This window comes from Streptomyces sp. NPDC002926 (assembly GCF_053591755.1).
Window position 1 is genome coordinate 69,671 of record NZ_JBSFUK010000003.1, and the last position, 26,257, is coordinate 95,927.

Consider the following 26,257-nt stretch of genomic DNA (forward strand, 5'->3'; position numbering starts at 1 on the left):
ACCGCAGCAACGACCATGTCAACTATCGTGGCATTGCCTGCCGTTGACCGCTCAATTCGCGCCACAGCTGTGGCAAGACCTGGCTACGCTGTCCCGAAACAGATAATCTCCCGGCAGCCCAATGTGTGCGGGGCTACCTCGCGTGATCTAGGAGACCTACTGGTGACAGACGGCTTCTCGGTTCCGGGTTCGACGGCCACAGTCCCGCTGGCGGCATCCGTTGCCCGTGTCGCCGAGCTTGCGGACAAGCTCGGGCTGAGCCACAGCGAGGTATTCGACGTTCATAAGCTCTCCGAGGCATCGGGCGTCCCCGCCGAGGTGGTCGGCGCCATGCTCGCCGGGCAGCGGGCCGGCGAACCCGACCTCCAGGCACGCTTTCTGCAGCGCTTCGACCTGTTGCGCAGGACACGGCTGAAGCCCAATGGCCGCCGCTACACCCAGCAGGAGATCGCCGACGGCGCGGGCATGTCACGGCAGCAGGCGGGGGCCCTCATCAACGGCGACCGCAGACCGACCATGGAACACTGCGACGCGATCCAGCGGTTCTTCAAGGTCCACGCCGGTTTCCTGACCGCCGAGGACGCCGACGCACTCGACGGTGCGCTGCAGCGCACCGAGCAGACCTTGCTGCAGGACTTCGCCGGTGACGGCGATCCGCTCGAGCGTCTGCTGCAGGACCACGGGGTAAGGGGCATCGCCTGGCGGGCGGCCCAGCTCCCCACCGACAAACACCGGGACAAGGTCACCGAATGGCTCGACATGCTCCTGGAGAGCGTCAAGCCGACGGAGTCCTGAAATGCACCCTGCGCCGACGGGAGAACGGTGAGCATAGGCAAAGAGATGCGGCGGTTGTGCGGCGAGCTCATCGCCGGAATCGACCTGCCCGTCCCTGCGGAACCGGCAGACCTCTATGCGGCGCTGTGCGGGAAGATGGGCAGCCGCCGGGGCCGGCCGGTCCAGTTCCGCGTGGCCTCGTTCCCGCCGGGAACCGCCAGCGGACTGTGGCTCGACATGGCGGACCAGGACCTGATCGTCATCGAGGAACGCACCGCACCCGACCACCAACTCGTCATTCTGGGCCATGAGCTGTGGCATATGCAGGCCGGCCACAGCAGCCACCACGTCGAGGGCGCGGCCGTCGCGGCACGGCTGCTGACGGACGGCGCCGATCTGCAGGACACCGTGCTCAAGGTCGCCGCCCGTACGAGCTTCGACGCGGCCGAGGAGAACGAGGCCGAGAGCTTCGGACTGCTGCTGAGCACCAAATGCCGTTCCTGGCTGACGGGTTCGCACACACGCGGTCCCGTTCTCGGCCGGGACGCGATCGAAGGCCGGATCGAAGCGTCACTGGGATACCGAAAGCCGCAGGGCTGATGCGTGGAGGGTCTGGACTTCTACATACCCGGGGCCGCGCTCGCCGTCGCGTTCGCGTTCCGGCTGCCCGGAATCAGCCGCACCTGGCGTGATCCGCTGCTGCGGTCCGTCAGCGCACTGCTGCTCGTGGCCGTCTCGGTGTTCTTCTTCGCGGCGCCGCCCACCATCGCGGCGGTGAACCGCATCACCGGTGTACCCAACTTCTCCGCGCCGCTCGTCTACTGCATCCTCACGGCCTTCAGCGCTTCCTGCCTCGTGCTCATCATCAACTGGCGCGGGGGCCCGCCCGAAGTCACCCGGAGTGCGTCCCGCCGCTGCATCACCGCGTACGGCACCGTCATCGTGGCGATGATTCTCCTCTTCGCCCTCGGTGACGCTCCCGTCGAACGGCTGCGGGACCTGGACACGTACTACGCGAACACTCCGTACATACGCGAGATGATCGTCCTCTATCTTGTGGCGCACACGGTGGCGGCGGTCGTGATGACCGTCCTGTGCTGGCGCTGGTCGATGCGGGTCCACGGCTGGCTGCGGACCGGTCTGGTGCTCATCATGATCGGCTACTTCCTCAACCTCGGCTTCGACGCCGCCAAGTACTCCGCCGTGTCCGCGCGGTGGGCCGGGTACAACTGGGACGCCCTGAGCACCCGCGTGGCACCGCCGCTGGCGTCGGCCTCCGCCCTCATCATCGCCGCCGGGTTCATTCTCCCGGTGGCCGGACAGCGCCTCTCCGAGTCCTGGCGGAGCTGGTCCACGTACTGGAAGCTGGGCGCCCTCTGGCACGAACTGCGCTCCGCCGCTCCTCAGGGGGCCATGGCGGTCCCGATCTCCCGCTGGTCGTCCCTCGACCTTCGGCTGACCCAGCGGGAAGCGTTCATCCACGACGGCATCCTCGCTCTGGACCCGTACTTCGACCACGGCCTGCGGGCGGAGTCCCATGCCGCGGCGCTCGCTTCGGGGACCGACGCGCACCAGGCGGAGGCCGTCGCCGAGGCGGCGATGCTGGCCGCCGCGGTGATCGCGCGGGACGCCGACCCACAGGGGATGATCATCACCGCGGCGGGCACCCGCTCCGCCACAACCGAGCAGACCCAGCGCGATCTCGTCGGCATGTCCCGGGCGTTGCGTCACTCGCCTGTCGTTGCAGCAGCCCGCCGTTGTGCGGCCAGGTCAGAGAGCAGCCACCCATGAGCGAACCACACAGACCCGACGCCGGCCCGGCACCCCGTCGCGCCGTCGTCGTCGGCGGAGGACTGGCCGGGATGCTGGCGGCCGCCGCCCTGGCCGAGTTCGCCGACGAGATCACCGTCGTGGAACGCGACTCCCTGCCGGCCGGCCCCGAACCCCGTAAGCACCTGCCTCAGGCAGGTCATGCCCACATTCTGTGGTGCGGAGGAGTCGAGGCGATCGAGTCCCTGCTGCCGGGTGTCACCGCGCGCTGGCTGGCGGCCGGGGCCCGCCGCATCCCGCTGCCGACGGGCATGGTCGGACTGTCTCCGCAGGGCTGGTACCGCCGCTGGACCGAGACGCACTACCTGATCGCCTGCAGCCGCGATCTGCTCGACTGGGTGGTACGCGAGCAGGTCCTGACCCAGCCTCGCATCACCGTGCTCGAGCACACCAAACTGCTCGCGCTCGAAGGAAGTTCCGCCCGAGTGACGGGGGTGCGGGTACGCACATCCGAGGGCGGCGAGCGCGTCCTGGCCGCCGATCTGGTCGTCGACTGCAGCGGCCGCGGCACTCGCGCGCCGGAGCTCCTCCGGGCGCTGGGCGTCGGCGCGGCACGCGAGGACCAGGTGGACGCCGGCCTGGTGTATGCCAGCCGCCTCTTCCGTGCTCCACGGGGCACGTCGGCGGAGTTCCCCATCGTCAATGTCCAGTCCAACGCGCGGGAGCAGCGGCCCGGACAGGCCGCCATCGTCCTGCCGGTCGAGGACGGGCGCTGGCTGGTGACCCTGTCCGGCACCCGGGGCGGGCAGCCCACCAAGGCGGCCGACGCCTTCGAGGCCTTCGCGCGCGGAGTGCGGCACCCCATCGTCGGTGAGCTCATCTCGCGTGCCGAGCCGCTCAGCGACGTGGTCACGTTCGGTAACACGGCGAATCGTCGCCGGTACTTCGAGAAAGTCGCCGGCTGGCCCGACGGTTTTGTCGCGGTGGGCGACTCGGTGGCCACCTTCAATCCCGTCTACGGCCACGGGATGTCCGTGGCGGCACAGGGCGTACGGGCCCTGCGGGACCAGATCCGGAAGCACGGGCTCACCTCGGCCGGGCTGGCCCGGCGGGCACAGCGGGCCGTATCCAAGTCCGCGGGCACGGCCTGGGACCTGGCCACGGGACAGGACATCTTCTACCCGGGAGCGACCGGCAAGCAGCCGGGCACGGTGGACCGGCTGCTCGGCCGCTACGTCGACCGTCTGATGCTGACCTCGACCGGAAACTTCCTCGTCACCACCGCTCTGACGGATGTGATGACGCTCTCGGCACCGCTCACGTCCCTGGTCAGGCCCCGGGTCGTACTGGCCGCGCTGCGCGGACCCGGGCTGCCGCGCCTGCCGGGGCCGCCGCTGACCGACGAGGAGCTGCACAGGGCCGAGGAGCCCCGGAGCGAGCCGGAGACCGATCCGGCGGACGCGTGAGACCGGATATCGCCTAGGCTCGGCCGCGATATGAACGGCAATCACACGGGCGGCTCCGCGGGCAGCTACACACCGCTGGAGCCCAAGGCCGACCGGGAGACGGTGCGACGGCACAATCTCAGCCTGGTGCTCCGGGCTGTCCGCGACGAGGGCGAGGTGACCCGGGCCGGTGTCTCGGCCCGGGTCGGGCTGACCCGTGCGGCCGTCTCCTCGCTGGTCGAGCAACTCCTGGAGAGCGGGTTCCTGTCCGAGTCCGGGAAGACGTTCAGCGGTCAGGCGGGCCGGCCCGGCACTGTACTGAAAGTGGCCCGAACCGGCGTCGCGGGCATCGGGGTCGAGATCAATGTCGACTATGTGGCGGTGTGCGTGGTGGATCTGGCGGGCACCGACCGGGTGCGTCTCGTCGAACACCTCGACAACCGCGGCGCGCCGCCCGCCCAGGTGCTCGCCCGGGCGGCCCGGATCGCCGCCCGGGCGCTGACGTCGGCGGCCGAGCAGGAGCTGCGGCCGGTCGGCGCGGAGCTGGCGCTGCCGGGGCTCATCTCGGCGGGTACGGTCCGGCAGGCACCCAATCTGGGCTGGGCCCAGGTCGCGGCCGAGACCGCCTTCGCCGAGGCACTCGCGGCACTGCGGCCCGGCCTGCCCGCGCTGCCGGTGCATTCGGAGAACGAGGCCAATCTGGCGGCACTGGCCGAGCTGTGGTTCGGCGGCCTGGGTGAGGTGCGCAGCTTTCTGTATCTGACGGGCGAGATCGGCGTCGGCGGCGCCCTGGTCCTGGACGGCGAACTGCTGCGCGGGGCACACGGATTCGCCGGGGAGATCGGCCATGTCGTGGTGTCGGCGGACGGCCCCGAGTGCCGTTGCGGCTCGTGGGGCTGTCTGGAGCAGTACGCGGGTCAGTCGGCGCTGCTGCGGGCCGCGGGCATCGACGAGTCCACCGGCGCGGCGGGCGTGGCCGAACTGGAGCGGCGGGCCGGCGCGGGCGACGAGCGTGCGGTGACGGCGCTCGCACAGGCCGGGCTGATGCTGGGCCGGGTGCTCTCCGGCGCGGTGAACCTCTTCGACCCGGACGCGGTGGTGCTCGGCGGGATCTACCGGCCGCTGATGCCCTGGCTGTCGCCGCCGGCCGGCGGCGAACTGGCCGGCCGGGTGGTGTCGGGGCTGTGGCCCGAGGACAGCGGGCGGCTGCGCGCATCGTCCCCGGCCGCTGACGCGGCGCGCGGCGCGGCGGCTCTCGTGGTGCAGGACGTGCTGGCCGACCCGGTGGCGTACGGCATTTCAAACCCGTCCGGCGATTGAGGGCTGGGGTCCCCCACGCCCGCAGGGCGTGGGGGGTCCTGGGCAGGGCCCCGGGCCCTCAGCGAACGCCCAGCAGATGGTCCATGGCGAGCTGGTCGAGACGCTCGAAGGCCATCCCCCGCTCGGCCGCGGCGTCCAGGTCGAACTCCTCGAACGAGGCACGGTCGGCCAGCAGACCGGACAGCCGGTCCGCGGCGGTGGGCAGCGCGAGCTGGTCCAGACGCGCGGCCAGCAGCGCCTCCTGTACGCGCGGATTCGCACGGAAGGCGGCGGCCCGCTCCTTGAGGATCAGATAGTTGCGCATACAGCCGGCCGCCGATGCCCACACCCCGTCGAAGTCCTCGGTACGCGGCGGCTTGAAGTCGAAGTGCCGCGGCCCTTCGTAGCCACCCGTCTCCAACAGGTCGACCAGCCAGAACGCGGAGCGCAGGTCGCCGGCTCCGAAGCGCAGGTCCTGGTCGTACTTGATGCCGCTCTGCCCGTTGAGGTCGATGTGGAAGAGCTTGCCTGCCCACATCGCCTGGGCGATGGAGTGCGTGAAGTTCAGCCCGGCCATCTGCTCGTGGCCGACCTCCGGGTTCACCCCGTACAGCTCGGGCCGCTCCAGGCGCTCGATGAAGGCCAGCGCGTGGCCGACGGTGGGCAGCAGGATGTCCCCGCGCGGCTCATTGGGCTTGGGCTCGATGGCGAACCGCAGGTCGTATCCCTGCTCGGTGACGTACTCCCCCAGCAGGTCGAAGGCTTCCTTCATCCGGTCCAGAGCGGTGCGTACGTCCTTCGCCGCGCCCGACTCCGCGCCCTCGCGGCCGCCCCAGGCGACGTAGGTACGGGCTCCGAGCTCGGCGGCGAGGTCGATGTTGCGGATGGTCTTGCGCAGCGCGTACCGGCGCACGTCCCGGTCGTTGGCGGTGAAGGCGCCGTCCTTGAAGACAGGGTGGGTGAAGAGATTGGTGGTGGCCATCGGCACCACCAGACCGGTCGCGTCCAGTGCCTGCCGGAAGCGCTTGATGTGCGATTCACGCTCCGCCTCGGTGACGCCGAAGGGGATCAGGTCGTCGTCGTGGAACGTGACGCCGTACGCACCGAGCGAGGCGAGGTACTGCACGGACTCGATGGGGTCCAGTGGCGGCCGGGTCGCCTCCCCGAAGGGGTCCCTGCCCTGCCAGCCAACCGTCCAGAGGCCGAAGCTGAACCTGTCGTCGGGGGTCGGTGTGAAGCGTTCCGACATCACCGTGACCACCTTCCATCCGGGGTTTGTTTGCTTACCGTACTAATAATGCATCTCGCCATGTGATCACAGAAGCCCATCAGTACCTGTTCCCGATCTGGTCGCGCAGGACCGGGTGACGTAATTTGTTTGGCGTCGGCCAAAATAGGCCGGGAGGGAGAGGTGAGGCAATGCCGACCCAGACGGTCGTCATCGGCGTGGACAGCTCGACCCAGTCCGCCAAGGCCGCTTTCATCGACGCCGGCACCGGCCGTACGCTCGCCGTCGGCCGGGCCCCGCACCAGGTCACCGGCGAGAACGGCGCCCGCGAGAGCGACCCCGAGGTGTGGTGGCACGCGCTGCGCGACGCCGTCGCCATGGGCCTCAAGGAGTCCGGTCTCGCCGCGTCGGCCGTGAGAGGCATCGCGGTCGCCGGGCAGCAGCACGGCCTGGTCGTCCTCGACCGCGCCGGGCAGCCGGTGCGTCCCGCCCTCCTCTGGAACGACACCCGCTCGGCGCCGCAGGCCGCCGCCCTGACCGAGGCGCTGGGCGGCCCTGACGCCTGGACGGCACGTACCGGATCGGTGCCGGTCGCCTCGATGACGGCCGCGAAATGGCAATGGCTGCGTGAACACGAACCGCGCGCGGCCGAGGCGGCGGCCGCGGTCCGCCTTCCCCACGACTTCCTCACCGAACGGCTCGCGGGCGTCGCGGCCACCGACCCCGGCGACGCGTCGGGCACCTGCTGGTACTCCACCGCCACCGGAACGTACGACCCCGGAATTCTCCGACTGATCGGCCTCGACACCGACTTGCTGCCCGAGGTGGCCGCCACCGGCGGGGTCCGTGTCGGCTCGCTCACCGACGCGGCCGCCGCCGAACTCGGTCTGACCGCCGGCATAGCGGTCGCCGCGGGCACCGGCGACAACATGGCCGCCGCGGTCGGCCTCGGGCTCGGCGGCGCCGGGCGGCTGGACCATCCCGCTCTCAGCCTCGGCACCTCCGGCACCGTCTTCGCCGCCAGCCGCACCCGGCCGGCGTCCACGGCACTCGCCGGGTTCGCCGCAGCCGACGGTACGTACCTCCCGCTGGCCTGCACACTGAACTGCACGGTCGCCGTCGACAAGATCGCCGGCCTGCTGGGCCTGCACCGCGACACCGCCGAGGCGGGCGGTGAGGTCGTGCTGCTGCCCTACCTCGACGGCGAGCGCACGCCTGATCTGCCGGCCGCCTCCGGACTGCTCACCGGCTTGCGCCACACCACCAGCCGGCAGCAACTCCTCGGCGCAGCCTACGAAGGCGCGGTCGTCACGGTGCTGCGCGCCCTCGACGAGGTGCTGCGCGCCTGCGGCCTCGACCCGGCCGACGGGGAAGTCGTCGCCCGCCCGCTGCGGCTGGTGGGCGGCGGGGCCAAGGGGCGGCACTGGGTGGAGACCGTGCGCCGCCTCTCCGGCCGTCCCCTGCTGATCCCCGAGAGCGGCGAACTCGTCGCCCTCGGCGCGGCGGCACTGGCCGCGGGCGCGGCGACCGGCGAGGAACCGGTGGCGCTGGCGAGCAGCTGGCAGGCCGGAAGCGGTGCCGAACTCGCCCCGGTGGAGAGGGACATGGAGACATGGGAGCGGGTCTCCGCCGTACTGGAGCGGGCGGCGCCGACGCTGCTCGGCTGATCGGGGACGGTCAATGACCGATACTCGACGGCCGGAGCCGATATCCGGTTGCCGACGAGGAAGCGGACACTGTTCCGACCCGTCGGCTCTTCCGGCTCTTCCGGCTCTTCCGGCTCTTCCGGCTCTTCCGGCTCTTCCGGCTCTTCCGGCTCTTCCGGCTCTTCCGGCTCTTCCGGCTGGACAGCGTCATGGAGCGCGGTCACCGTGGCAGACTCGCGGGGACCGCGCCACCCCTCGTCACGCCCGGACTCGAGCTCGATCGGCAATCAGGAGGCCGCTCCCGATGACTCCGCCCGCCCGGACCGCGAAGCAACGCAAGCAGGACGTACTGAGCCGGCTCGAGCAGGACATCGACCTATGGGTGGCCACGGCCGACGCAGAGAGCGGGACCCCCCATCTGATTCCGCTGTCGTTCCTCTGGGACGGCACCACCCTGCTGGTGGCCACAGCGGCTTCCAGCCCGACCGCCCGTAATCTGCAGGCCACCCGGAAGGTCCGTCTCGCCATCGGGCCCACCCGCGATGTCGTCCTCATCGAGGGGACGGTGCAGACCCTGGCGGCCGCCGAACTCCCGGACGGAACCGGCGACGCCTTCGCCGACAGAACCGGTTTCGACCCGCGCCGGCTCAGCAGTACCTACCTCTACTTCCGCATTCACCCGCAGCGACTCCAGGCCTGGCGCGAAGAGAACGAACTCAAGGGCCGCGAGCTGATGCGCGACGGACACTGGCTCGTCCCCGAATGAGCGGCGCGAGCGGGTCCGAGCAGCCGTACCTGCTGCAGCCCATCGGCTGGGTCGAGTCTCCCTTGCTGCATCGCCGCGATGCTCCGAAGCAGGGTGACGAAGGTTCGCCCGAGGCATCTCTGGTGTTCGAGCCGGACGTGGCGGAGGGCCTTCGCGACCTGCAGGCCGGGACCGAGGTGCTCGTGCTGACCTGGCTCGACCGCGCCCGCCGGGACGTGCTGGCGGTGCGTCCGCGCGATGATCCGTCGCGGCCGGAGACCGGTGTGTTCAGCACCCGCTCCCCCGACCGTCCCAATCCGGTCGGGCTGCACCGCGTGGAGATCGTCTCCATCGACGGACTCCGGGTCCGCGTGCGCAACCTGGAAGCCTTGGACGGCACGCCCGTCATCGACGTGAAGCCCTTGCTCGGCCGAGGCTCCGAACGCTGACAGGCCGACGAGGCGCGGCGGAGAGGCGCACACGGCGGCTTCACAGAGCACGTCCGGGCGACGGGACGGTCAGGCCATGACGAGCAGCACTCCCGCGTACGAAATCCCCGCCACCACCGCCCACGCGCACAGTCCGAGAGCCGCGACCCGCCCGCCCGTGCGGGTCAGCGACGGCAGGTCGACCGCGCTGCCGAGGCCGAACAGCGCGGCGGCCAGCAGCAGTTCCTGCACCCGCTGTGCCGCGTCGATCCCGGCCGTGGGGAGCAGGCCCGTGCTGCGCAGTGCCACCATCGCCAGGAAGCCGACCACGAACAGCGGGACGAGCGGAAGCCGCTTCCCGCCCGCCCTGGCCGAGCCCGATGCCGTACCCGAGCCCGATGCCGCGCCGGCCCGCCGTCGGCGGCGCACCGACACGGCCACGGCGGCGACGAGCGGCGCGAGCAGCGCCACCCGCATCAGCTTGACCAGGACCGCCTCTCCGAGCGCGCCGGGACCGGCGGTCTGCGCGGTGGCGACGACCTGGCCCACATCGTGCACGCTCGCGCCGACCCACCGGCCGAATTCCGCGTCGCTCAGCCCCAACGGCTGCTGCAACAGCGGCAGTACGGCGATGGCGAGCGTCCCGCACAGGGTCACCAGCGCCACCGATGTCGCCGCGTCGCACTCGTCGCTCTCCGTCGCCTCGCTCACCGCGCCGATCGCGGACGCACCACAGATCGAGTACCCGGCGGCGATCAGCAGCGGCTGATCGCCGGGCAGCCCCATCCGCCGGCCCAGCCACCAGGTGCCCAAGAAGGTCGCCGTGACGACTCCGAGGACCATCGTGACCGTCGCCCAGCCGAGTCCGAGCACATCGTCCAGGCTCAGCTTCAGTCCGAGCAGCACGATGCCGGCGCGCATCAGGCGTTTCGCGGCGTACGAGAGTCCCGGGCGGGCCACTCCCCTCACGATCGAGCGCGCCACCGGCAGATGCGCGGCCACGATGCCGAGTACCACGGCGGCGGTCAGCATCGGTATGTCCGGGACCAGTTGATGCACGGACCAGGCCAGGCCAACGCCGAGCACCGCGAGCGCGAGGCCGGGCAGGCGGGCCGGCGCCGAGCCGGGGAGGGAGCCGGAGCGTGAGGATGTGGCCGCCCGTTCCCGGAGCAGCGCCATCAGCTGTCGGCCGGCAGTTCGTAGACCCGGCGGACGCTGGTGCCGAGACGGGAGATGTCCGCGCCGTAGATGTGGAGCGAGATCGCCCGGTCCGTGCCCGCGTTCCAGACCCGGTGGATGTCGCCGGGCGGAGCGAAGCCGCAGACGGCGCCCTGCGCGTTGATCACATCGCCGGTGGCGACCAGCCGCGCGGCCGTGCCGGTCGCCGGGGACGGAAGGAGACGGTAGCGCCGCTCGCGCTCCTCCCCCTCGTGAACGCCCGTCGTGCACCAGGACACATGATCGTGCACCGACGTGCCCTGGCCGGGCAGCCAGACCAGCGCGACGACCGAGAAGCTCCCGTCGTGCTCGGCGTGCAGCAGATGCTGGCGGTAGCGCGCGGGGTCGCTCTCGCACTGCGCCGGTGTGAGCAGATCGTCCGCGCCGAGATGTGGCGCCAGGCGCTCACCGACCAGATACGCCGTCAGGTCCGGCGGCAGTCCCCGCCCGACGACCTCACGCACCTCGGCGATCAGCACGTCGAGTCGGTCGGTCGTGGGCGCCGCCCGGAAAGCTGCGGACGCGCTCAAGGCACTCGATGCGGTCGAAGTGGTCATACGGGCAGCGTCGTACCGCCCGATCCATCACGTCCAACGAGGGTTTCTTCGCGACTTCCCAAGCACCGCTTATGAGTTCAGCGCATGACTTCAGCTCATGAGTTCAGCAGCCGATCTTGTTAGCCGCGACCGTCTTGAGCTCCTCTAGGACCAGCGCCGTCGCCGGAATCCGCAGATGCTCACGCAGGACGTACGCCGATATCTGCCGCTTCGAGGCGGGCTGCAGCACCCGCCCGGTGACCTTCCGATGGCAGAGGAAGTTCAGTACGAGCGCCGGGATCATGGCGACGCCGAGACCTTCGGCGACCAGGCTCTGCACCACGAGATTGTCGTCCGTGGTGAACGCGATGTCCGGCGCGAAGCCCTGTTCGGCGCACTCGTGGAGGAGGTTGGCCCGGCAGCGCAGACACCCCGCAATCCAGCGCTCCTCCGCCAGATCCGCCAGCTGCACGGCCCGCCGCCGCGCAAGCGGATGCCCGGTCGGCAGCAGCACCGTCAACTGGTCCTCGAGGAGCGGGATCTCCACCAGCTCGTCGGGTACGTGTTCGTGCAGGCCGGGATAGGTGAAGGCGAGTGTGATGTCGCACTCGCCGCGCGCCAGCCGCTGCAGCGACTCGGGCGGCTCGTTCTCCAGCAGTTCGACGCGGACCCCGGGATGGCCGGCGGCCAGCCGTGCCATCGCCTCGGGGATGAGGGTGGCGTTGGCACTGGGGAAGGCACAGACACGGACGCGTCCGGCGCGCAGCCGCGTGAGGGCGCCCAACTGCTGCTGGGCCGCGGACATGCTGTCGAGGATGACCGTGGCATGCCGCGACAGCGCCTCTCCGGCCTCGGTGAGGCGCATGCCGCGGCCGACCCTGATGAACAGCGGTGTGCCGACGTCCCGTTCGAGTGCCTTCATCTGCTGCGTGATCGCCGGCTGCGTATAGCCGAGCGCGCGAGCGGCCGCGGAGTACGAACCGGTGCGGACCACTTCATGGAACGTCTTGATGTGCCGGGAATCGAACACCCGCGCATCATAAGCAGAATTTGGGTACCACGGGACCAGGGCCTCTGGATCCCGCCCGACCGGGCTACGGGCCTCCCGGTCCGTCCGACCGGGGTACAGGCCTCCCGATCCCGTCCGTCCGACCGGGTTCGGCTACGGCTACGGCTTGCGTGCCACTCCCGCGTACAGCGAGGCCGCCTCGTTCCCTTCGGTCACTTCGTCCACGCCGAGTTCCGGGTGCCACTGCGTCAACTGGACGATGCCGGGCTCGGTCGGCTCGAGGCCCTCGAAGAAGCGGCTGATCTCCGCATGCGTGCGCGGCACCAGTGTGACGCCGCCGGCCGCGTACATGTCGACGCCCCGCTGGACGGCCGGCGGGTCGAAGTCGGCGGTGAGCTGTGACAGTACGAGGTAGCTGCCGGACGGCAGCGCGTCCACGAGCCGGCGCACCAGCTCGTACGGACTGTCGTCGTCGCCGACGAAGTGCAGCAACGCCACCAGGGAGAGGGCGATCGGCCGCTCGAAGTCCAGGATCTTCCTTGCCTGTTCGAGGATGCGACCGGGGTCGCGCACATCCGCCTGGATGTAGTCGGTGGCGCCTTGCGGGGTGCTGCGCAGCAACGCCTCCGCGTGGGTGAGCACGATTGGGTCGTTGTCGGTGTAGACCACGCGTGACTCGGGGGCGGCGGCCTGGGCTATCTGGTGCAGATTGGGCTCGGTGGGGATGCCGGTGCCGATGTCCAGGTACTGGCGTATGCCTGCCTCGCCGGACATCCACCGTGTGACGCGCTGCATGAACCACCGGTTGGTCCGGGCGACATACTTGGCGCGCGAGTCGATGCTCATGATGTGGCGGCCGAGTTCCTCGTCGACGGGGTAGTTGTCCTTGCCGCCCAGGAACCAGTCGTACACCCGGGCCGGATGCGGCTTGCTGGTGTCGATCCGCGCGGCAGCCGGCTCGGTCCCGGTCATTGGATGCTCCCTGGGTGCTCAGGAATTCTGGTTCGACGATCTTGTGATCCTCGCAGGAGGAGAGAACACGGGCAAGCAACTCCGCACCCGCGAAAGGGGAATTGGGCGCAGGCAGGAGTAAGGACAGCGGAGTTGGGACGCATCCTCCGCTGAAAACCCCATGTTCGACTGCCGGGGCTGCTTGGCTACTCACCCGGGTCTGAGTAGCCACACCCACGCGCCACGCGCCCCCGGCGCTCTAATCTCCGCATCATGAGCTCCGTCCATGCTGCCACCTGCACCTTCCGCCCCGCTTCGATGTTGCGCGTCTCTCGCGTGGCCGCCACTACGGCCGGCGTGGGGGCCGCCGGATGCTGAAGAAGCACCCCGTTCGTTCGATTCTGTGGCTCGTCGGCGCCCTGCTCGTCGTGGCCATTTCCGTGGGCTGTTACCGCGTGTGGAACGGGGAGCCATATCCGGCGACCGACCCTGACCAGGTCGCCACTCGGCTCAAGCAACAAGCCCAGCGGGTGTACGACGAGGTGGCTCTGCCCGGGCCCCCCGACGTGAGCTCCAACGGCGTGGAAACGGGCACCTGCTACTACCGCGGGCTGCGGTCGATCGCCCACATAGACGAAGGCCGCAGCGATGTGCGCAGCTTCGGACTCGAATGGCGTGTCACGGACGTCCCGAGGGACACCGCCCGCACCGGCCAGGAGCGCGTACGCCGACGGCTGGAGCAGGAGGGCTGGAAGCTCACCAGCGAGAACGTCTCCCACATGGGCTTCAGGTTCGAGCGCCCGGACACCGACGACATAGTCGATGTGGACTGGTACGAGCCCACCGGAACGCTCGCCGTCAACGTCTACGCCCCGTGCGGGAAGCTCCCGGACGGCTTCGACGCGTACGTATGGCCGGAGTCCGAGTGGAGTCCCAAGTGACGGCTCCGCAGGGGCGCACCGGCACCTGCTCGCTACTCCTGGGCGTCGGCGCCGTGGCCATGTTCGGATGCCCTTGGCTGCCGTCCGCCGTCTCGCCATGGATCCGGTTCTTCCCCGTTTACCTGATCGTGCCTGTCGGGATCTGTGCCGTCGTCTCTGGCGTGGGGGTTCTGCGCGACATGCGGGGAGAGGAGGGGACTGACAGCCACCGCGCACGAGCCGGAATTGTTCTCGGCTCGGTGGCCATCATCGTGCCGGTGGCCGTCGTCGCCTGGGCCTGCTGGGTGCTCAGCGACACGTATGGATGACTGAGCGGGGAAACCTGATCAACCCCAAGCCCCGGACCCACAGCGGCGGTCCGGGCCCGCTCCCTCGGCCGGGCTCCGATCGCCGCGCGCATCGACAAGCTCGGACGGGGCATCACGAGCCGCGCCGGTCGGTGCTACGTCGTCACGGCACATCCCACCGGACGAGCGCCTTGGACACCGGCTCGCCGGTGCGTTGGGCGTAGGTCATCCGCTCGCGCACCTCCCGCAGCGTGCGAGGACGGTAACCGGGCCCGCCGCAGCAGCTCTTGTGAAAGCCCACACCCGCGTTCAGCAGGACGGACAGCGTCCGCCACGCCGAGGTGTCCCGCCTGCGGGGTGCGGCGAACGCCGAACCCACATGGATCAGCGGTTCGGCACAGCGGGGACAGATGCTCTGCCGCTTCATGCTGTAGGGCTGCTTGTACGAGGCTCGGCAGGGCAGGCAGACGTACGAGGTCTTCGCGTGGGCCATGCCAACCACCTTAGGAATCACCTGCGGTCGGGTCCACGGGATTCCGACAGGTGTTCCGTCCCGGCCGAGCGTCTGCGAACCGTCCCGACCCTGGAGCAAACCTTGCAAAGAACGCCAGAGCACCCACCCCGGTGATCTAGCTTGTGCGCATGACGTCGAAGCCCCTTCCTCACCTCACCGCGACGGGTACCTGTTGGTGCGGCTGCGCCGCCAAGGTCGGCGCGGGCTCCTTCTTCGCTCCTGGTCATGACAAGGTGGCCGAGGCTGCGCTCCTGGCAGCCGACTAAGGCGCCTCCGTCGCCCAGTTGCTGCACGGGCACGGTTACGGGCCCGGCCACTCGGTGACCACCCGGGCCGTAGCGGCCGGCGCATGGGAGAAGTGCCCGTCGTGCATATATGTCGGCGCTCCGGCCAGCATCCGCAACCACGCGAGGAAGGCGCACACCCCTACCCAGCCTTGAGGACTCCCATGAGCGACCACACACCGAGCCGGCGTGCCGCCTTGGAGGCGTCAGTGCGCAAGTACCGCGGCTTCTGGGACACCCAGCGCGCCCTCAGCGCGCTCCGCGACGCGGGGCATGACCCGCAACCGAAGCACACCCGGAAGATCCTCCGCGATCTCGCGAGCGGCGGCCTGCTGGTGAAGGTGGAGGACCGGCCGGTCCGCTACCGCACCGAACCGATGGACGCGGGTTCGTGACACCGACGGGGTTGCCCAACCGAGTCGCCGGCGTCGCGCCGGGCCGGACAGTGGGCGGCGCGGGCGTCGTGTGCACACGTTGGGATGTGGGTTCGCGACCCAGGCAGCAAGGGCACACACATGAACGAAACACCGGCTTCCTTCCAGCTCCTGCCCGGCGCCGCCGACTCGCAGGTCATCCTTCATGTTCCGCACTCCTCTCGAGCCATACCCACAGACGTCCGTGGCGGCATCGTGCTGGACGACCGTGCGCTGGAGTTGGAGCTGGACCACATCACCGACTCACACACTGCGGAGATCGCCTCAGCCGCCGTGGAGGCGGCCCGGATCGCGCCGTGGCGGTTCGTCAACGGGCTCTCGCGCCTGGTCATCGACCCTGAGCGGTTTCCCGACGAGCGCGAGGAGATGCTGGCCGTCGGCATGGGCGCGGTCTATACGCAGACCACGCACCGCGAGCGACTCCGCCCGCCGGGCGAGGACCCCCGGCCGCTGATCGACCGGTACTTCCATCCCTACGCGGAGGCGATGACCGCTGCGGTCGGCGCGCGGCTGGAGGCTGTCGGCCGTGCCGTCGTCATCGACGTCCACTCGTATCCGACCGAGCGCCTGCCGTACGAGCTGCACGGTGGTGGCTCGCGGCCGGCGGTCTGCCTGGGTACGGACGACTTCCACACCCCTGAGGAGCTGCTCGCCCGCGCGGAGGAGGAGTTCGCCCACTTCGGCGGTACGGGGGTCAACAGCCCCTTCGCCGGGACGTATGTGCCGCTGAAGTACTACGGCAAGGACCCGCGCGTCAGCGCGCTGATGATCGAGATCCGCCGGGACACGTACATGTCGGAACCGGGCGGGGCGGCGGGCCCCGGACTCATCTCCCTCGCCGCCGCGCTGGCGGGTCTGGTCGACGCGCTGTCGGACTGAGTCGGAACCTGGTCCGAGTCAGGACCACGTCCGTCCCGCCGCCCACGCCGCTGGTTCGTCCTGCGGGCCCTTCAACAGGCCGCCGAAGGTGCTGTCGCGGCGTTCGTCGCCATGGCGTGGTGCACGCCGCCCGCGTGCCGCACGGTGAGCGGGAGGAGGCGGCTGCCCTTCCCACCCAGCTCCGAGCCACGGCAACTCGGTGGTGCTGTCGCCGACCAGGCCCACTGCCCGGCAACCGCCTGCCCGCAGTCTCAGGCTCCGTCGCGGATGGCGGAGAGCAGACGGGCGCACCGTGCGCTCATGTCGTGCGCGGACAGGTCGGGGTGGGACACCCACCAGCCGACGAGGGCGCTGACCGTGCCCGTCCACACATGCTTGAGGGCGTCCGCGTCGAGGGCGTCGTCATTGCCGTGGCCGCGCAGCAGCGCGGCTGTGCCGGAGGCCGCCAGGTCGTCGACGGCCGCGCGGTGGCGGTGGGCGGCGCGCCACGGTTCGGAGCCGGGTGGCAGGGTCCGGTCGTACAGCACGAACCAGGCGTGCCGCTGTTCCTCCAGCGTTTCGAAGACCGCGGTGAGGACCGCGTGGGGCAGCCGGTCCCCCGACGGGCTCGACGCCATGGCCGCGTTGATCGCTGTGAGGAGGCGGTTGCCGATGTGTTCGAGACAGGCCGCGTAGAGGCCTTCCTTGGAGCCGAAGTACGTGTACAGCATCGGCTTGGTGACGCCGACGCGCCGGGCGATCGCGGCCATCGACGCCGCGGCGTGGCCGTGCCTGCCGAACTCCTCCAGGGCGGCGGCCACGATCTGTTCCTCGCGGCGGGCGCGCGGGACGCCCTTGGTCCCCGCGCCGCGGCTCCGGCCCCGGGTTCCTGGCGCACCCCCACCGGCCGACGCGACGGAGTCTGCCGGATCAGGTGCGGCCGAGGCTCTTGCAGTGGTCATGGCGGAGACTATACGTTGCGGTAACTTACCAAGAGGTAAATTACCGAGAGGTCAATACACGTGGTCGACAGCACTTCGCCCGTGACTCCGCCCGCGTCCCGCTCCAACTCCTCGCGAAACCGCTCCTGGTGGGGCTGGGGTACCGCGGACAAGGCACTGCCCGACACCGAATGCACCGCACTCGGCGGGCTGCTCCAGGGCGCGGCGGCCACCCCGCTGCCGGTGCCGGACATCTCCGCCCTCGAACTGCCCAAGGTGCGCATCGAGCCGCCCTCCGCACTCGCCCCTCTCATGTCGGCCGCTCCACGGGACCGGGCATCGCACACCTACGGCAAGGCGTACCGCGATGTGGTCCGGGCCCTGAATGGAGACCTCTCGGCGGCACCCGACCAGGTCGCCCACCCACGCACCGAGCAGGATGTGATCGATGTCCTCGACTGGGCGGCGGAAGCGGACGTCGCCGTCGTGCCGTACGGAGCGGGCAGTTCGGTCGTCGGCGGGGTCGAGTACCGCGCGGACCGGCACCGCGGTGTGGTGTCACTGGATCTCTCGTCCCTGGGCCGCGTACTGGAGATCGACCCTGTCAGCCGGGCCGCCCGGATCCAGGCCGGCGCCCTGGGCCCCGGCCTCGAAGCGCAACTGCGGCCGCACGGACTCACCCTGCGCCACTTCCCGCAGAGTTTCGAGTTCTCCACCCTTGGCGGCTGGCTGGCCACCCGTGCCGGCGGGCACTACGCCACGCTCTACACCCACATCGACGACCTGGTGGAGTCGCTGCGCGTGGTGACGCCCGTCGGGGTCAACGCATCGCTGCGGCTGCCCGGTTCGGGAGCGGGCCCCTCTCCCGACCGGATGTTCCTGGGGTCCGAGGGCACACTCGGCGTCATCACGGAGGCCTGGATGCGCCTCCAGGACCGCCCGCGTCACAAGGCGTCGGCCACGGTGCTGTTCAGCGACGTCCACGCCGCGATGAACGCCGTACGCGCCATCGCGCAGTCGGGCCTGCACCCGGCCAACTGCCGGCTGCTCGACCCCGGAGAGGCCGCTCTGGCAGGTGTCGCGCGGGACGGCGAGAGCGTGCTCGTCCTCGGTGTGGAGTCGGCCCACTCCCCCGTCGGCGAGCGCCTCGCCGAACTCGTCACCCTGGCCCGTGACCACGGCGGCTCACCCGCTCCGGCCTCCACCGACGCCGAAGACGCCGCCGCCGGCACCTGGCGCTCGGCGTTCCTGCGGATGCCGTACCTCCGTGACGCGCTCGCCCGGATGAGCGTGATCACCGAGACGTTCGAGACGGCCTGCACCTGGGACCGTGCACCGGGACTGTACGAGTCGGTGCGCAGGGACCTGGGGGACGTCGTACGGGAGGTGACGGGCGCCACCGGCACGATCAACTGCCGTTTCACCCATGTCTATCCGGACGGGCCCGCGCCGTACTTCACCGTCATCGCGCCGGGGCGGCGCGGCGAGGAAGTCGCGATGTGGGACGAGATCAAGTCCGCGGCGATGCAGATCCTCACCGACCACGGCGCGACGGTCACCCACCATCACGCGGTCGGCCGCGACCACCGGCCGGGCTACGACCGCCAGCGCCCGGAGCCGTTCGCCCACGCCCTCCGGGCCGTGAAGCAGTCGCTCGACCCAGCCGGAATTCTCAACCCGGGCGTGCTCTTCGATCCGGCTGTTGCCGGCTGACGGGGGCGTTCGCGGGAGTTACCTGTTGCCGGCCGACGGCGTCGTGCGCGGGAGTTCAACGCGGGGCGGGCGCCGCGGCGACGGCCGGGAGCGTGGCTCGAACCCGGGCGACGACGAGCATGCGGAGAGCGAGCGTGCGGACAGCGCCACCCGGCCGAATTCCGTGCGCGCACGCGACGTCGACGGCCGGTCCCGCATGTCCGCCGCCGAGCAGGCAGGTCGTTGCCGCCGTGCTCGTGCCGCTGTCCGTGATCCAGATCCACGTCGCCCAGCGGCTGTCGAGCGACACGGCCCCGGGCAGCCGGATCCGCGGCACGGAACGCGGCCGCCGGTCGGCCGCCGACACCGCCGCGCGGCGGAACTCCTGCCGTCCGCCGCACGCTCGGGTCACTCGCCCCACCAGCGGCCGGCCGCCCACGCCAGGGCATAACCGGCGCTGTTGAGGGCGCAGTGCAGCGCCACCGGCGGGATCAGGCTGCCCGACCGGCGGCGCAGCTCGCAGAACACCACACCCGCGAGGGCGGTGCCGCCGACCGCCGCGGCCACCGACAGCGCGACCCCGGTCCCGCCCGTACCGAAGACCGCTTCCACTGCCGCGTTCGAGCGTGCGAGCCCGCGGGACGGCTGAATGTGCCACAGCCCGAACAGCCCCGAGGAGACGGCGGTGGCCCAGGCGGCGCCCCACCGTCTCCGCATCATGGCCCACAGCACTCCCCGGAACGCGATCTCCTCCAGCAGCACGGTCCCGAACGGCACCCGCACCAGCACGCGGTACACCAGTTGCCCGCCCGACAGTTCCGCGACGCGCTCGTCCTGGAATGCCTCACGGGTGAACGGCAGGGCAAGCGCCACCAGATAGACCAGAACGACGGCTCCGGCCAGGACAAGTCCCCAGCGCAGGCCTCTCCGCGCCGACGCACGGCCGAGCCCCAGCTCGTCCCAGGTGATCCCGGCCCGCCGGGCGATCAGCACGAGCGCGGCGGCCGTGGTCACGCAGACAGGGACGTACAGGTCGGGCCCGAGCCGGTTGACGAGCGTATTCGCGGCCGCGAGCACCACCACGGCCAGAATGAGCATCCGCATGGTCACGCCAGAATGCCCGATCCCCCAGGGGGTCTTCCCGCAACGCGCCGCTCAGCGGACCACCGCGGTGATTGACGCGCCGGACCGGTCTCACCACGCTCGCCCCGGCGCCTGCCAGTCGGTCACCGTCACCGGCACCCTGTCCCCGGCCGTAGGACATCAGGACTTCATCCGCGGCCCTTGGACCACGCCGCCAGTTCCTCTCGCGCCGCTTGCAGCAGTTCGGCGGAGGGCGCCGCCGCGCCATTGGTGATCAGGGCGTAGTGGAGGGCCGTCGCGTTCGGTGCGGTGAGCAGGAGGCGGCGACTGCCGGTGCCGCCGGGTTCGGGAGCCGCGGCGATGGGGGTGCCCCGGTCGTACGACGAGAGGCCGTGAGCCTTGCCGAGGTCGGAGACCACCGTCGTCCGGGCGGGATCGAACGAGGCGGGGAGGTGCAGCTCCGTGGGGGCCGCCGAGGCGTTCGACTGCCAGAGGAGCAGGGCGTACTGGCCCGAACCGACGAGCTCCGAGACCCGTGGGAGCGATTTCGGGACGGGGTTCCAGGTGAGTGTGGTGGAGCCGTCACGGGAGCGGTCCTCGTAGGTGAAGGCGACGGTGTGCCCCGCCGTGGCACCGGGGTAGATGCGGTCCAGCAGCCGCCCGTCCTGGCGCAGCACGGGGGTGCCGGAGTCGTCGAGGCGGACGGCCGACAGGTCCTCGTCGTTCCACGCGTCGGCGGCGGTCAGGACCTTGCCGGGGTTGCCGTTCATGAGCTCGTGGTGGCGGGCGTGGTGGATGTCCCACTGCCATTGCGTACCGGACAGCACCGGCCCCGACTGCTCCGGCTTCGACCACCAGCCGGCGCCGGGCAGCCGGGAGTCCAGGGCCTGGTACATCGCCTTGCCGACCGTCGGGGCCTTGTCGGAGACCGTCCCGGTCAGCGGATGGCCGAACTCGCTGACGACGGCCGCTGTTCCCGCTCCCGCCGCGCGGTCGCGGACCGTGCCGAAGTCACCCGCGTACTGGCCGTCCTTCGCCTTGCCCCACATGAAGACGCCGGAGATCGCCTTCTGGTCGTAGAAGTGGGTGTTGAAGACATACCGCGGGCCGATGGTGCCCGCGTCGAGGAGGCCGCCCTCCTGCTTCTGGAAGGAGAGGTTGGAGTTCCAGAAGAGGTTCGGCTCCACGAAGGCGGGCTTGTCCTGCCACCCGGCCGCGTCCATGCGTGCCCGGAACCTCGCGTAGAAGGGCCAGAGCACGTCCCGCTCCCACATGCGGCTGGTCTGGCCGGAGTCGTACGTGCCGGCGTGTGGCTCGTTGTACGGGTCGAAGCCCACGACCGCCGCGAACTCGGCTGCTTCGAGGTGCTCGGCAAAGTAGGCCATCGTCGCCTGAGCCGTCGCCAGGAAGGCGTCCTGGACGCCGCCGCGGTTGTGCCAGAAGTCGTACGTCGCCCGCTTCACGGCCTCGTTCTGGGTGATGTTCTGGCCCCAGAAGAGGCAGATGCCGCAGGACTCCCGTGGATAGCCGCCTGCCTCGACGACCCACTTCGGGGCGCCGTCGCCCGTGTACCAGCTGCCCTCGTTGAAGAGATACCGGGAGTAGAGGTCCTGGTGGAAGTCGGGATGGACGCGGATGCCGGCCCTGAGGAAGGCCCGCATCTGTGCGGTGGCGGCGGCAAGATACGCGCGATCCACCTGGCCTCGTACGGGTTCGGCGTGGGCCCACGACAGCAGGAAGCGCGCGCTGTTGCCCCCGCCGAGCGCACGCAGCGCGGTCGCGGACTTCTCGGCGTCGGCGACAGAGGCGAAGGGCAGTCCGCCGTTCTCCTCGAGCTTGGTCTCTCCGGAGACGTTGTAGCCACGGAGTACGACCTCGCGGCCGAGGCCGTCGGTGAAGCGGCCGTGGTCGACGGTGAAGGCGGTGGCGGCCCGCTCGTCGAACCAGAGTGAGCCGGGGGGCGCGGCGGCCACGCCTTCGGTGGTCGGGGACGCGACGGCGGACGGCGCGCCTCGGGTGGTCAGGGCGGCGGTCAGCAGGATGAGGACACCGATGAGACGCGTGCGCATCTTCGCCATGCGCACACGATGCTGACGAGTCGTCAGATTGTCAATGGCGCCGAGATGTCACACACCGCGCTTTCCCCCGGAATCGACCATTCCGCCCGGATCAGGCGCGGCTCCGTTATACGGCTATTTCACTTCTCCGGACGTCCCATCCAGCCTCTCCGAAATGAGGCACCCATAAGACCGAGTAACACCTTCTCAACACCTGCCGGAAACACTCCCTACACATAGACGCCCGCGGCGTGTGCGAGACCTGACGCGCGGAGGAGTTCTTCGGTAAATCTGCACACGCAATACGCAGGCGTCACATGACCTCAGCGAACCCCTCCCGCGCTGACCTGCCCGTCTGTCGTTTGATGCAGAAATGTCCACTTCCCTGGCAAGAGGGCGCCGGTCCAGCGGAATTGAGGTGTGCGAGTACGTGAAGAAGTTGGCACCAACTCATGGATACACGTGCACGCGACGTAATTCAGTGGCCTCATACCGCCCTGGATGAAAGCTGTCCGATTGGCTGCGCAACGCGCCTGCGTGCTTTGATCCTTCGCACTGCCGGAGTTGAAAGACTCCATCGCAGCAATTCGAGTTAGTCATGCGAAGGGAAGCTCATCATGAACTCCACCCCCCAGGTTGAGACCCAGGTAATCTCCGACGCCGACCTGGACAACGTGTCCGGTGGTCTGGTGAGCCAGGCTGCGGGCGCCCTCACCGGCACCGTCGACTCCGTCGTCCCGGTCTCGGGTGTCATCGGCGCCACCTCCGGCACCGTCGGCTCCGTCGTCGGCACCGCCGAGGGCCTCACCGGTCTCAACACCGCCGGCATCACGGGCCTGGCCGCCGGTCTCTGAGCAGGTTCTGTGCCGTTGAGCGGCACAGCCAGCTGCGGTGACTACGGCCCGTCGACTTCCCCTCCTTGTCGACCGGCCGGGTCTCATGCCCCGGATTCCCCCACGGGTCCGGGGCATGCGGCCGCCACCCGCGCGGTCACGAGAGCCGCGCTGATACCCCACAGAACCAGTGCAGTTGAGGGAAGAGTGTCGTGCAGTTCCGCCAACAGGCCCTTTCCAAGCTGCAGTCGCCGGAGGACATCGATCTGCCGGTGCGTTTCGCCCGGCCCCAGGGCTGGCTCGTCCTGACTGTCACGGTCATCGTCATGATCGCCGCAACCGTCTGGGCAGTGACCGGCTCCGTGTCGTCCACCATCGGCGCACCCGGAATCCTCACTCACGCGCAGGGCAGCTACGTCCTGCAGAGCCCCGTCGCCGGCCAGGTCACCGAGGTACTCGCCGACGAAGGCCGGCGAGTTCCCGCCAACTCCCCCCTCATCAAGGTCCGTACGGCACAGGGCAGCACCGTCGTCCGCACGATCGCCGCGGGCCGGCTGACCACGCTCGCCGCCACGATCGGCTCCGTGGTCACGACCGGATCGGACGTGGCGGCTGTGGAGCGGGTCGGCAAGGCCGACGATCCCCTGATGGCGATGCTGTACGTACCGGCCGACAGCGGATCGACAGTGCCGGTGGGCGCCACGGTGGATCTCACCGTCCAGTCGGTGCCGACGCAGCAGTACGGCGTCCTGCGCGGCAAAGTGAAGGCCGTCGGCCGGACCGCCCAGACCCGCCAGCGGATCACCGCCCTCCTCGGCAGCAGCCAGCTGGGCGAGCAGTTCTCGCAGCACGGCCAGCCCGTCTCGGTCCTGGTGCGCCTGGACTGGTCGTCGCGGACCAAGTCCGGTTACGCCTGGTCCTCTTCGGACGGGCCGCCGTACGCGATCGACTCCATGACCCTGGCCACCGGCGCCATCCACCTGGCCGAGCAGCATCCGATCGATTGGCTGCTTCCATGACCGCGCAGCAGCAGCTGCCGCCGGCGGGCCGCGGGCGGCACCGCCCCGAAAACGCGCCGGCCCCTCGCCGCGCGCGCCGTGCCCCCTCCCCCGCCCCCAAGGTGAAGAAGCGGAGGGCCGTTCGCACGCCCACCGTCCTCCAGATGGAGGCCCTGGAGTGCGGTGCCGCGTCGCTGGCCATGGTTCTCGCGCACTACGGGCGGCATGTCCCGCTCGAGGAGCTGCGCATCGCGTGCGGCGTCTCCCGCGACGGCTCGCGGGCCAGCAATCTGCTGAAGGCCGCCCGCAGTTACGGTCTGCAGGCCAAGGGCATGCAGATGGAACCGGCAGCGCTCGCCGAGGTGCAGGCGCCGGCCATCCTGTTCTGGGAGTTCAACCACTACGTCGTCTACGACGGCATGGGACGCAAGCTCGGCCGCCGGGGCGTACACATCAACGACCCCGACAAGGGTCGCCGCTTCGTGGCGATGGAGGACTTCGACACCAGCTTCACCGGTGTCGCCCTGGTCTTCGAGCCCGCCGGCAACTTCCGCCGCGGCGGCCGCAAGCCGGGGGTCATGGGCGCCGTGCCGGCGAGGATGCGCGGCACAAAGGGCACGCTGCTGGCCTCGCTGCTGGCCAGCCTCCTGCTCGTCGCGGTCGGCGCGGCGCTGCCCGCGCTGAGCCGTACATACATCGACATGTTCCTGATCGGCAATCAGACCTCGCTGCTGGGACCGCTCTTCGCGTCGATGGCCGCGATGGTCGGGCTCACCGCCGTACTCACCGGTCTCCAGCAGGCGAACCTGCTGCGCGGACGCATCATCTCCTCCACGCTCAGCAGCGCCCGGTTCCTGCGGCATCTGCTGAGGCTGCCGGTCACCTTCTTCGCCCAGCGCAGCCCGGCCGATCTGGTCCAGCGTCTGCAGTCCAACGACGCGGTGGCCGAAACACTGGCGCGGGACCTCGCCGCCGCGGGTGTCGACGGGGTCGTGGTGATCCTCTACGCCCTGCTGCTATGGACGTACGACCCTCAACTGACCGTCATCGGCGTGCTGATCGCGCTGCTCAACGTGGTCGCGATGCGCATCGTGATCCGGCTGCGGGCCACCCACACCCAGAAGCTGCGCGCGGACAGCGCCCGGCTGACCAACACCTCGTACACCGGCCTTCAGCTGATCGAGACCATGAAGGCCACCGGCGGCGAGAACGGCTACTTCCGCCGCTGGGCGGGTCAGCACGCCACCACGCTGGAGGAACAGCAACGCCTCGGCGTGCCGAGCGCAGCACTGGCCGTCGTCGCCCCCACCCTCGCGGCGCTCAACAGCGCGCTGATCCTCTGGATCGGCGGACTGCGGGCGGTCGACGGCCATATCTCGATCGGTCTGCTCGTCGCCTTCCAGGCGCTGGTGACCCGGTTCACCGCGCCCATCACCCGGCTGAACGGAGTGGCGGGCAGAATCCAGGACTTCGCGGCCGATGTGGCCCGGCTGAAGGACGTCGAGAGCTTCCCGGTCGACTCGCTGTACTCGCGCCGCGAACGGGACGCGAGCACCCGCAGGCTCAAGGGCCATGTGACGCTGGAGAACATCACCTTCGGCTACAGCCCGCTGGACAAACCGCTGCTCACCGGATTCTCGCTGACCGTCGGTCCGGGCCGGCAGGTCGCGCTCGTCGGTGGATCCGGGAGCGGCAAGTCCACTGTCTCGCGGCTGATCTCAGGCCTCTACAGCCCGTGGGAGGGGACGATCCGGATCGACGGGCAGCGCCTGGAGGACATTTCCCGCAGCACGCTGGCCGCCTCGGTCTCCTTCGTCGACCAGGATGTCTTCCTCTTCGAAGGCACGGTCCGGGACAACGTGGCGCTGTGGGACCCGTCGATAACCGACGAGGCCGTTGTCACCGCCCTGAAGGACGCCGCCCTGTTCGACGACGTCATCGCGCGGCGGCCGGACGGCATCCACAGCCGCGTCGAGCAGGACGGCCGTAATTTCTCCGGCGGGCAGCGGCAGCGTCTGGAGATCGCGCGGGCCCTGGTCCGTCGGCCGAGCATCCTGGTCCTCGACGAGGTGACGAGTGCCCTGGACGCGCAGACGGAGCAGACCATCATCGACAATCTGCGGCGGCGCGGCTGCGCGTGCGTCGTGATCGCCCACCGGCTGAGCACGGTGCGCGACAGCGACGAGATCGTGGTCCTCGACCACGGTTCGGTCGTCGAACGTGGCCGGCACGAGGACCTGGTCGCGGCCGGGGGCCCGTACGCCGAGCTGGTCAAGGAGCACTGAC

At 70.2% G+C, this 26,257-nt stretch carries 27 protein-coding genes; 17 read left to right on the top strand and 10 right to left on the bottom strand.

Going from position 1 to position 26,257, the window contains the following annotated elements; genetic code table 11:
• Positions 1 to 162: 162 nt before the first annotated feature.
• The 5 genes from ACWDZ6_RS06685 to ACWDZ6_RS06705 are packed head-to-tail and all read left to right on the top strand — an operon-like array spanning position 163 to position 5,309.
• Positions 163 to 795 carry a helix-turn-helix domain-containing protein gene (locus ACWDZ6_RS06685; protein ID WP_366733055.1) on the top strand — a complete coding sequence of 211 codons (633 nt, stop codon included), beginning with the start codon at positions 163 to 165 and terminating at the stop codon, positions 793 to 795.
• Between the two features lie 45 nt (positions 796 to 840).
• Positions 841 to 1,374 (top strand): toxin-antitoxin system, toxin component, encoded by a 534-nt coding sequence (locus ACWDZ6_RS06690; RefSeq protein ID WP_326655487.1) that lies wholly within the window; start codon positions 841 to 843, stop codon positions 1,372 to 1,374.
• 3 nt (positions 1,375 to 1,377) lie between these two features.
• Positions 1,378 to 2,565, top strand: coding sequence for an MAB_1171c family putative transporter (locus ACWDZ6_RS06695; RefSeq protein WP_451501977.1), 1,188 nt, complete (start codon positions 1,378 to 1,380; stop codon positions 2,563 to 2,565).
• Complete coding sequence (locus ACWDZ6_RS06700; RefSeq protein WP_451501978.1) at positions 2,562 to 4,010, top strand: FAD-dependent oxidoreductase; 1,449 nt, start codon at positions 2,562 to 2,564, stop codon at positions 4,008 to 4,010. The genes ACWDZ6_RS06695 and ACWDZ6_RS06700 overlap by 4 nt, the downstream gene beginning before the upstream one ends.
• Positions 4,011 to 4,040: 30 nt before the next feature.
• Positions 4,041 to 5,309, top strand: coding sequence for an ROK family protein (locus ACWDZ6_RS06705; RefSeq protein ID WP_451501979.1), 1,269 nt, complete (start codon positions 4,041 to 4,043; stop codon positions 5,307 to 5,309).
• 58 nt (positions 5,310 to 5,367) lie between these two features.
• Here the strand turns inward: ACWDZ6_RS06705 and xylA are convergent, their stop codons facing one another.
• Positions 5,368 to 6,537 carry a xylose isomerase gene (gene xylA, locus ACWDZ6_RS06710; protein ID WP_451501980.1) on the bottom strand — a complete coding sequence of 390 codons (1,170 nt, stop codon included), beginning with the start codon at positions 6,535 to 6,537 and terminating at the stop codon, positions 5,368 to 5,370.
• Between the two features lie 170 nt (positions 6,538 to 6,707).
• Here xylA and xylB point away from each other — a divergent pair, with 170 nt between their 5' ends.
• The 3 genes from xylB to tsaA all read left to right on the top strand — a co-directional run bounded on the left by xylB (position 6,708) and on the right by tsaA (position 9,356).
• Positions 6,708 to 8,183 carry a xylulokinase gene (gene xylB / locus ACWDZ6_RS06715; protein ID WP_451501981.1) on the top strand — a complete coding sequence of 492 codons (1,476 nt, stop codon included), beginning with the start codon at positions 6,708 to 6,710 and terminating at the stop codon, positions 8,181 to 8,183.
• A gap of 283 nt (positions 8,184 to 8,466) precedes the next feature.
• The gene (locus ACWDZ6_RS06720) at positions 8,467 to 8,928 is read left to right on the top strand and encodes a pyridoxamine 5'-phosphate oxidase family protein (protein ID WP_451501982.1); all 462 of its coding nucleotides are present in this window, start codon (positions 8,467 to 8,469) and stop codon (positions 8,926 to 8,928) included.
• Entirely contained in the window at positions 8,925 to 9,356 is a 432-nt protein-coding gene (tsaA, locus tag ACWDZ6_RS06725) for a tRNA (N6-threonylcarbamoyladenosine(37)-N6)-methyltransferase TrmO (RefSeq protein WP_451501983.1), read from the top strand. Before ACWDZ6_RS06720 ends, tsaA begins: the two co-directional genes overlap by 4 nt.
• A gap of 69 nt (positions 9,357 to 9,425) precedes the next feature.
• Here the strand turns inward: tsaA and ACWDZ6_RS06730 are convergent, their stop codons facing one another.
• From ACWDZ6_RS06730 to ACWDZ6_RS06745, 4 genes are all read right to left on the bottom strand, one after another.
• Positions 9,426 to 10,514 carry a YeiH family protein gene (locus ACWDZ6_RS06730; RefSeq protein WP_451501984.1) on the bottom strand — a complete coding sequence of 363 codons (1,089 nt, stop codon included), beginning with the start codon at positions 10,512 to 10,514 and terminating at the stop codon, positions 9,426 to 9,428.
• Positions 10,514 to 11,110: a cysteine dioxygenase gene (locus ACWDZ6_RS06735; RefSeq protein WP_451501985.1), complete on the bottom strand. Its 597-nt coding sequence runs from the start codon at positions 11,108 to 11,110 to the stop codon at positions 10,514 to 10,516. The genes ACWDZ6_RS06730 and ACWDZ6_RS06735 overlap by 1 nt, the downstream gene beginning before the upstream one ends.
• Before the next feature lie 103 nt (positions 11,111 to 11,213).
• A complete protein-coding gene (locus tag ACWDZ6_RS06740; protein ID WP_326653811.1) occupies positions 11,214 to 12,119 on the bottom strand; it encodes a LysR family transcriptional regulator in 906 nt (301 codons plus the stop codon).
• Between the two features lie 138 nt (positions 12,120 to 12,257).
• On the bottom strand, positions 12,258 to 13,070 hold the full coding sequence (locus ACWDZ6_RS06745) for an SAM-dependent methyltransferase (protein WP_451501986.1): 813 nt from the start codon (positions 13,068 to 13,070) through the stop codon (positions 12,258 to 12,260).
• 350 nt (positions 13,071 to 13,420) lie between these two features.
• On the opposite strand from ACWDZ6_RS06745, the gene ACWDZ6_RS06750 reads away from it, so the two are divergent.
• Positions 13,421 to 13,990 carry a hypothetical protein gene (locus tag ACWDZ6_RS06750; RefSeq protein ID WP_451501987.1) on the top strand — a complete coding sequence of 190 codons (570 nt, stop codon included), beginning with the start codon at positions 13,421 to 13,423 and terminating at the stop codon, positions 13,988 to 13,990.
• Entirely contained in the window at positions 13,987 to 14,298 is a 312-nt protein-coding gene (locus ACWDZ6_RS06755) for a hypothetical protein (protein WP_451501988.1), read from the top strand. The genes ACWDZ6_RS06750 and ACWDZ6_RS06755 overlap by 4 nt, the downstream gene beginning before the upstream one ends.
• A 142-nt stretch (positions 14,299 to 14,440) precedes the next feature.
• On the opposite strand, the gene ACWDZ6_RS06760 is transcribed toward ACWDZ6_RS06755, so the two are convergent.
• Positions 14,441 to 14,770: a deoxyxylulose-5-phosphate synthase gene (locus ACWDZ6_RS06760; protein WP_451501989.1), complete on the bottom strand. Its 330-nt coding sequence runs from the start codon at positions 14,768 to 14,770 to the stop codon at positions 14,441 to 14,443.
• Between the two features lie 149 nt (positions 14,771 to 14,919).
• Here ACWDZ6_RS06760 and ACWDZ6_RS06765 point away from each other — a divergent pair, with 149 nt between their 5' ends.
• From ACWDZ6_RS06765 to ACWDZ6_RS06775, 3 genes are all read left to right on the top strand, one after another.
• The gene (locus ACWDZ6_RS06765) at positions 14,920 to 15,057 is read left to right on the top strand and encodes a hypothetical protein (protein WP_451501990.1); all 138 of its coding nucleotides are present in this window, start codon (positions 14,920 to 14,922) and stop codon (positions 15,055 to 15,057) included.
• Between the two features lie 182 nt (positions 15,058 to 15,239).
• Complete coding sequence (locus tag ACWDZ6_RS06770; RefSeq protein WP_451501991.1) at positions 15,240 to 15,470, top strand: hypothetical protein; 231 nt, start codon at positions 15,240 to 15,242, stop codon at positions 15,468 to 15,470.
• A gap of 120 nt (positions 15,471 to 15,590) precedes the next feature.
• Positions 15,591 to 16,388 (top strand): N-formylglutamate amidohydrolase, encoded by a 798-nt coding sequence (locus ACWDZ6_RS06775; RefSeq protein WP_451501992.1) that lies wholly within the window; start codon positions 15,591 to 15,593, stop codon positions 16,386 to 16,388.
• Between the two features lie 251 nt (positions 16,389 to 16,639).
• On the opposite strand, the gene ACWDZ6_RS06780 is transcribed toward ACWDZ6_RS06775, so the two are convergent.
• On the bottom strand, positions 16,640 to 17,329 hold the full coding sequence (locus ACWDZ6_RS06780) for a TetR/AcrR family transcriptional regulator (RefSeq protein ID WP_451501993.1): 690 nt from the start codon (positions 17,327 to 17,329) through the stop codon (positions 16,640 to 16,642).
• A 60-nt stretch (positions 17,330 to 17,389) separates the two neighbouring features.
• Between ACWDZ6_RS06780 and ACWDZ6_RS06785 the strand changes: the two genes are divergently transcribed.
• Complete coding sequence (locus ACWDZ6_RS06785; RefSeq protein ID WP_451501994.1) at positions 17,390 to 19,021, top strand: FAD-binding oxidoreductase; 1,632 nt, start codon at positions 17,390 to 17,392, stop codon at positions 19,019 to 19,021.
• A gap of 55 nt (positions 19,022 to 19,076) precedes the next feature.
• On the opposite strand, the gene ACWDZ6_RS06790 is transcribed toward ACWDZ6_RS06785, so the two are convergent.
• The 3 genes from ACWDZ6_RS06790 to ACWDZ6_RS06800 all read right to left on the bottom strand — a co-directional run bounded on the left by ACWDZ6_RS06790 (position 19,077) and on the right by ACWDZ6_RS06800 (position 22,161).
• Positions 19,077 to 19,412, bottom strand: a complete 336-nt coding sequence (locus tag ACWDZ6_RS06790) for a hypothetical protein (protein ID WP_451501995.1) — start codon at positions 19,410 to 19,412, stop codon at positions 19,077 to 19,079.
• A complete protein-coding gene (locus ACWDZ6_RS06795) occupies positions 19,409 to 20,104 on the bottom strand; it encodes a CPBP family intramembrane glutamic endopeptidase (protein ID WP_451501996.1) in 696 nt (231 codons plus the stop codon). The genes ACWDZ6_RS06790 and ACWDZ6_RS06795 overlap by 4 nt, the downstream gene beginning before the upstream one ends.
• Positions 20,105 to 20,271: 167 nt before the next feature.
• Positions 20,272 to 22,161 carry an endoglycosylceramidase gene (locus ACWDZ6_RS06800; protein ID WP_451501997.1) on the bottom strand — a complete coding sequence of 630 codons (1,890 nt, stop codon included), beginning with the start codon at positions 22,159 to 22,161 and terminating at the stop codon, positions 20,272 to 20,274.
• A gap of 596 nt (positions 22,162 to 22,757) precedes the next feature.
• Here ACWDZ6_RS06800 and ACWDZ6_RS06805 point away from each other — a divergent pair.
• From ACWDZ6_RS06805 to ACWDZ6_RS06815, 3 genes are all read left to right on the top strand, one after another.
• Positions 22,758 to 22,994, top strand: a complete 237-nt coding sequence (locus ACWDZ6_RS06805; protein ID WP_326653800.1) for a type A2 lantipeptide — start codon at positions 22,758 to 22,760, stop codon at positions 22,992 to 22,994.
• Positions 22,995 to 23,185: 191 nt separating this feature from the next.
• Positions 23,186 to 23,992, top strand: a complete 807-nt coding sequence (locus tag ACWDZ6_RS06810; protein ID WP_451501998.1) for an HlyD family efflux transporter periplasmic adaptor subunit — start codon at positions 23,186 to 23,188, stop codon at positions 23,990 to 23,992.
• Positions 23,989 to 26,256: an NHLP family bacteriocin export ABC transporter peptidase/permease/ATPase subunit gene (locus ACWDZ6_RS06815; protein ID WP_451501999.1), complete on the top strand. Its 2,268-nt coding sequence runs from the start codon at positions 23,989 to 23,991 to the stop codon at positions 26,254 to 26,256. Before ACWDZ6_RS06810 ends, ACWDZ6_RS06815 begins: the two co-directional genes overlap by 4 nt.
• Position 26,257 lies beyond the last annotated feature (1 nt).

What these genes read in the sequence shown, in the direction of transcription:
- ACWDZ6_RS06745 (WP_451501986.1), bottom strand. Translation starts at nt 13,070, where the DNA reads ATGACCGGGACCGAGCCGGCTGCCGCGCGGATCGACACCAGCAAGCCG.
- tsaA (WP_451501983.1), top strand. Translation starts at nt 8,925, where the DNA reads ATGAGCGGCGCGAGCGGGTCCGAGCAGCCGTACCTGCTGCAGCCCATC.
- ACWDZ6_RS06800 (WP_451501997.1), bottom strand. Translation starts at nt 22,161, where the DNA reads ATGGCGAAGATGCGCACGCGTCTCATCGGTGTCCTCATCCTGCTGACC.
- ACWDZ6_RS06815 (WP_451501999.1), top strand. Translation starts at nt 23,989, where the DNA reads ATGACCGCGCAGCAGCAGCTGCCGCCGGCGGGCCGCGGGCGGCACCGC.
- ACWDZ6_RS06730 (WP_451501984.1), bottom strand. Translation starts at nt 10,514, where the DNA reads ATGGCGCTGCTCCGGGAACGGGCGGCCACATCCTCACGCTCCGGCTCC.
- ACWDZ6_RS06700 (WP_451501978.1), top strand. Translation starts at nt 2,562, where the DNA reads ATGAGCGAACCACACAGACCCGACGCCGGCCCGGCACCCCGTCGCGCC.
- ACWDZ6_RS06795 (WP_451501996.1), bottom strand. Translation starts at nt 20,104, where the DNA reads ATGCGGATGCTCATTCTGGCCGTGGTGGTGCTCGCGGCCGCGAATACG.
- ACWDZ6_RS06690 (WP_326655487.1), top strand. Translation starts at nt 841, where the DNA reads ATGCGGCGGTTGTGCGGCGAGCTCATCGCCGGAATCGACCTGCCCGTC.
- ACWDZ6_RS06735 (WP_451501985.1), bottom strand. Translation starts at nt 11,110, where the DNA reads ATGACCACTTCGACCGCATCGAGTGCCTTGAGCGCGTCCGCAGCTTTC.
- ACWDZ6_RS06750 (WP_451501987.1), top strand. Translation starts at nt 13,421, where the DNA reads ATGCTGAAGAAGCACCCCGTTCGTTCGATTCTGTGGCTCGTCGGCGCC.
- ACWDZ6_RS06775 (WP_451501992.1), top strand. Translation starts at nt 15,591, where the DNA reads ATGAACGAAACACCGGCTTCCTTCCAGCTCCTGCCCGGCGCCGCCGAC.
- ACWDZ6_RS06720 (WP_451501982.1), top strand. Translation starts at nt 8,467, where the DNA reads ATGACTCCGCCCGCCCGGACCGCGAAGCAACGCAAGCAGGACGTACTG.
- ACWDZ6_RS06765 (WP_451501990.1), top strand. Translation starts at nt 14,920, where the DNA reads ATGACGTCGAAGCCCCTTCCTCACCTCACCGCGACGGGTACCTGTTGG.
- ACWDZ6_RS06760 (WP_451501989.1), bottom strand. Translation starts at nt 14,770, where the DNA reads ATGGCCCACGCGAAGACCTCGTACGTCTGCCTGCCCTGCCGAGCCTCG.
- ACWDZ6_RS06770 (WP_451501991.1), top strand. Translation starts at nt 15,240, where the DNA reads ATGAGCGACCACACACCGAGCCGGCGTGCCGCCTTGGAGGCGTCAGTG.
- ACWDZ6_RS06780 (WP_451501993.1), bottom strand. Translation starts at nt 17,329, where the DNA reads ATGACCACTGCAAGAGCCTCGGCCGCACCTGATCCGGCAGACTCCGTC.
- xylA (WP_451501980.1), bottom strand. Translation starts at nt 6,537, where the DNA reads ATGTCGGAACGCTTCACACCGACCCCCGACGACAGGTTCAGCTTCGGC.
- ACWDZ6_RS06805 (WP_326653800.1), top strand. Translation starts at nt 22,758, where the DNA reads ATGAACTCCACCCCCCAGGTTGAGACCCAGGTAATCTCCGACGCCGAC.
- xylB (WP_451501981.1), top strand. Translation starts at nt 6,708, where the DNA reads ATGCCGACCCAGACGGTCGTCATCGGCGTGGACAGCTCGACCCAGTCC.
- ACWDZ6_RS06705 (WP_451501979.1), top strand. Translation starts at nt 4,041, where the DNA reads ATGAACGGCAATCACACGGGCGGCTCCGCGGGCAGCTACACACCGCTG.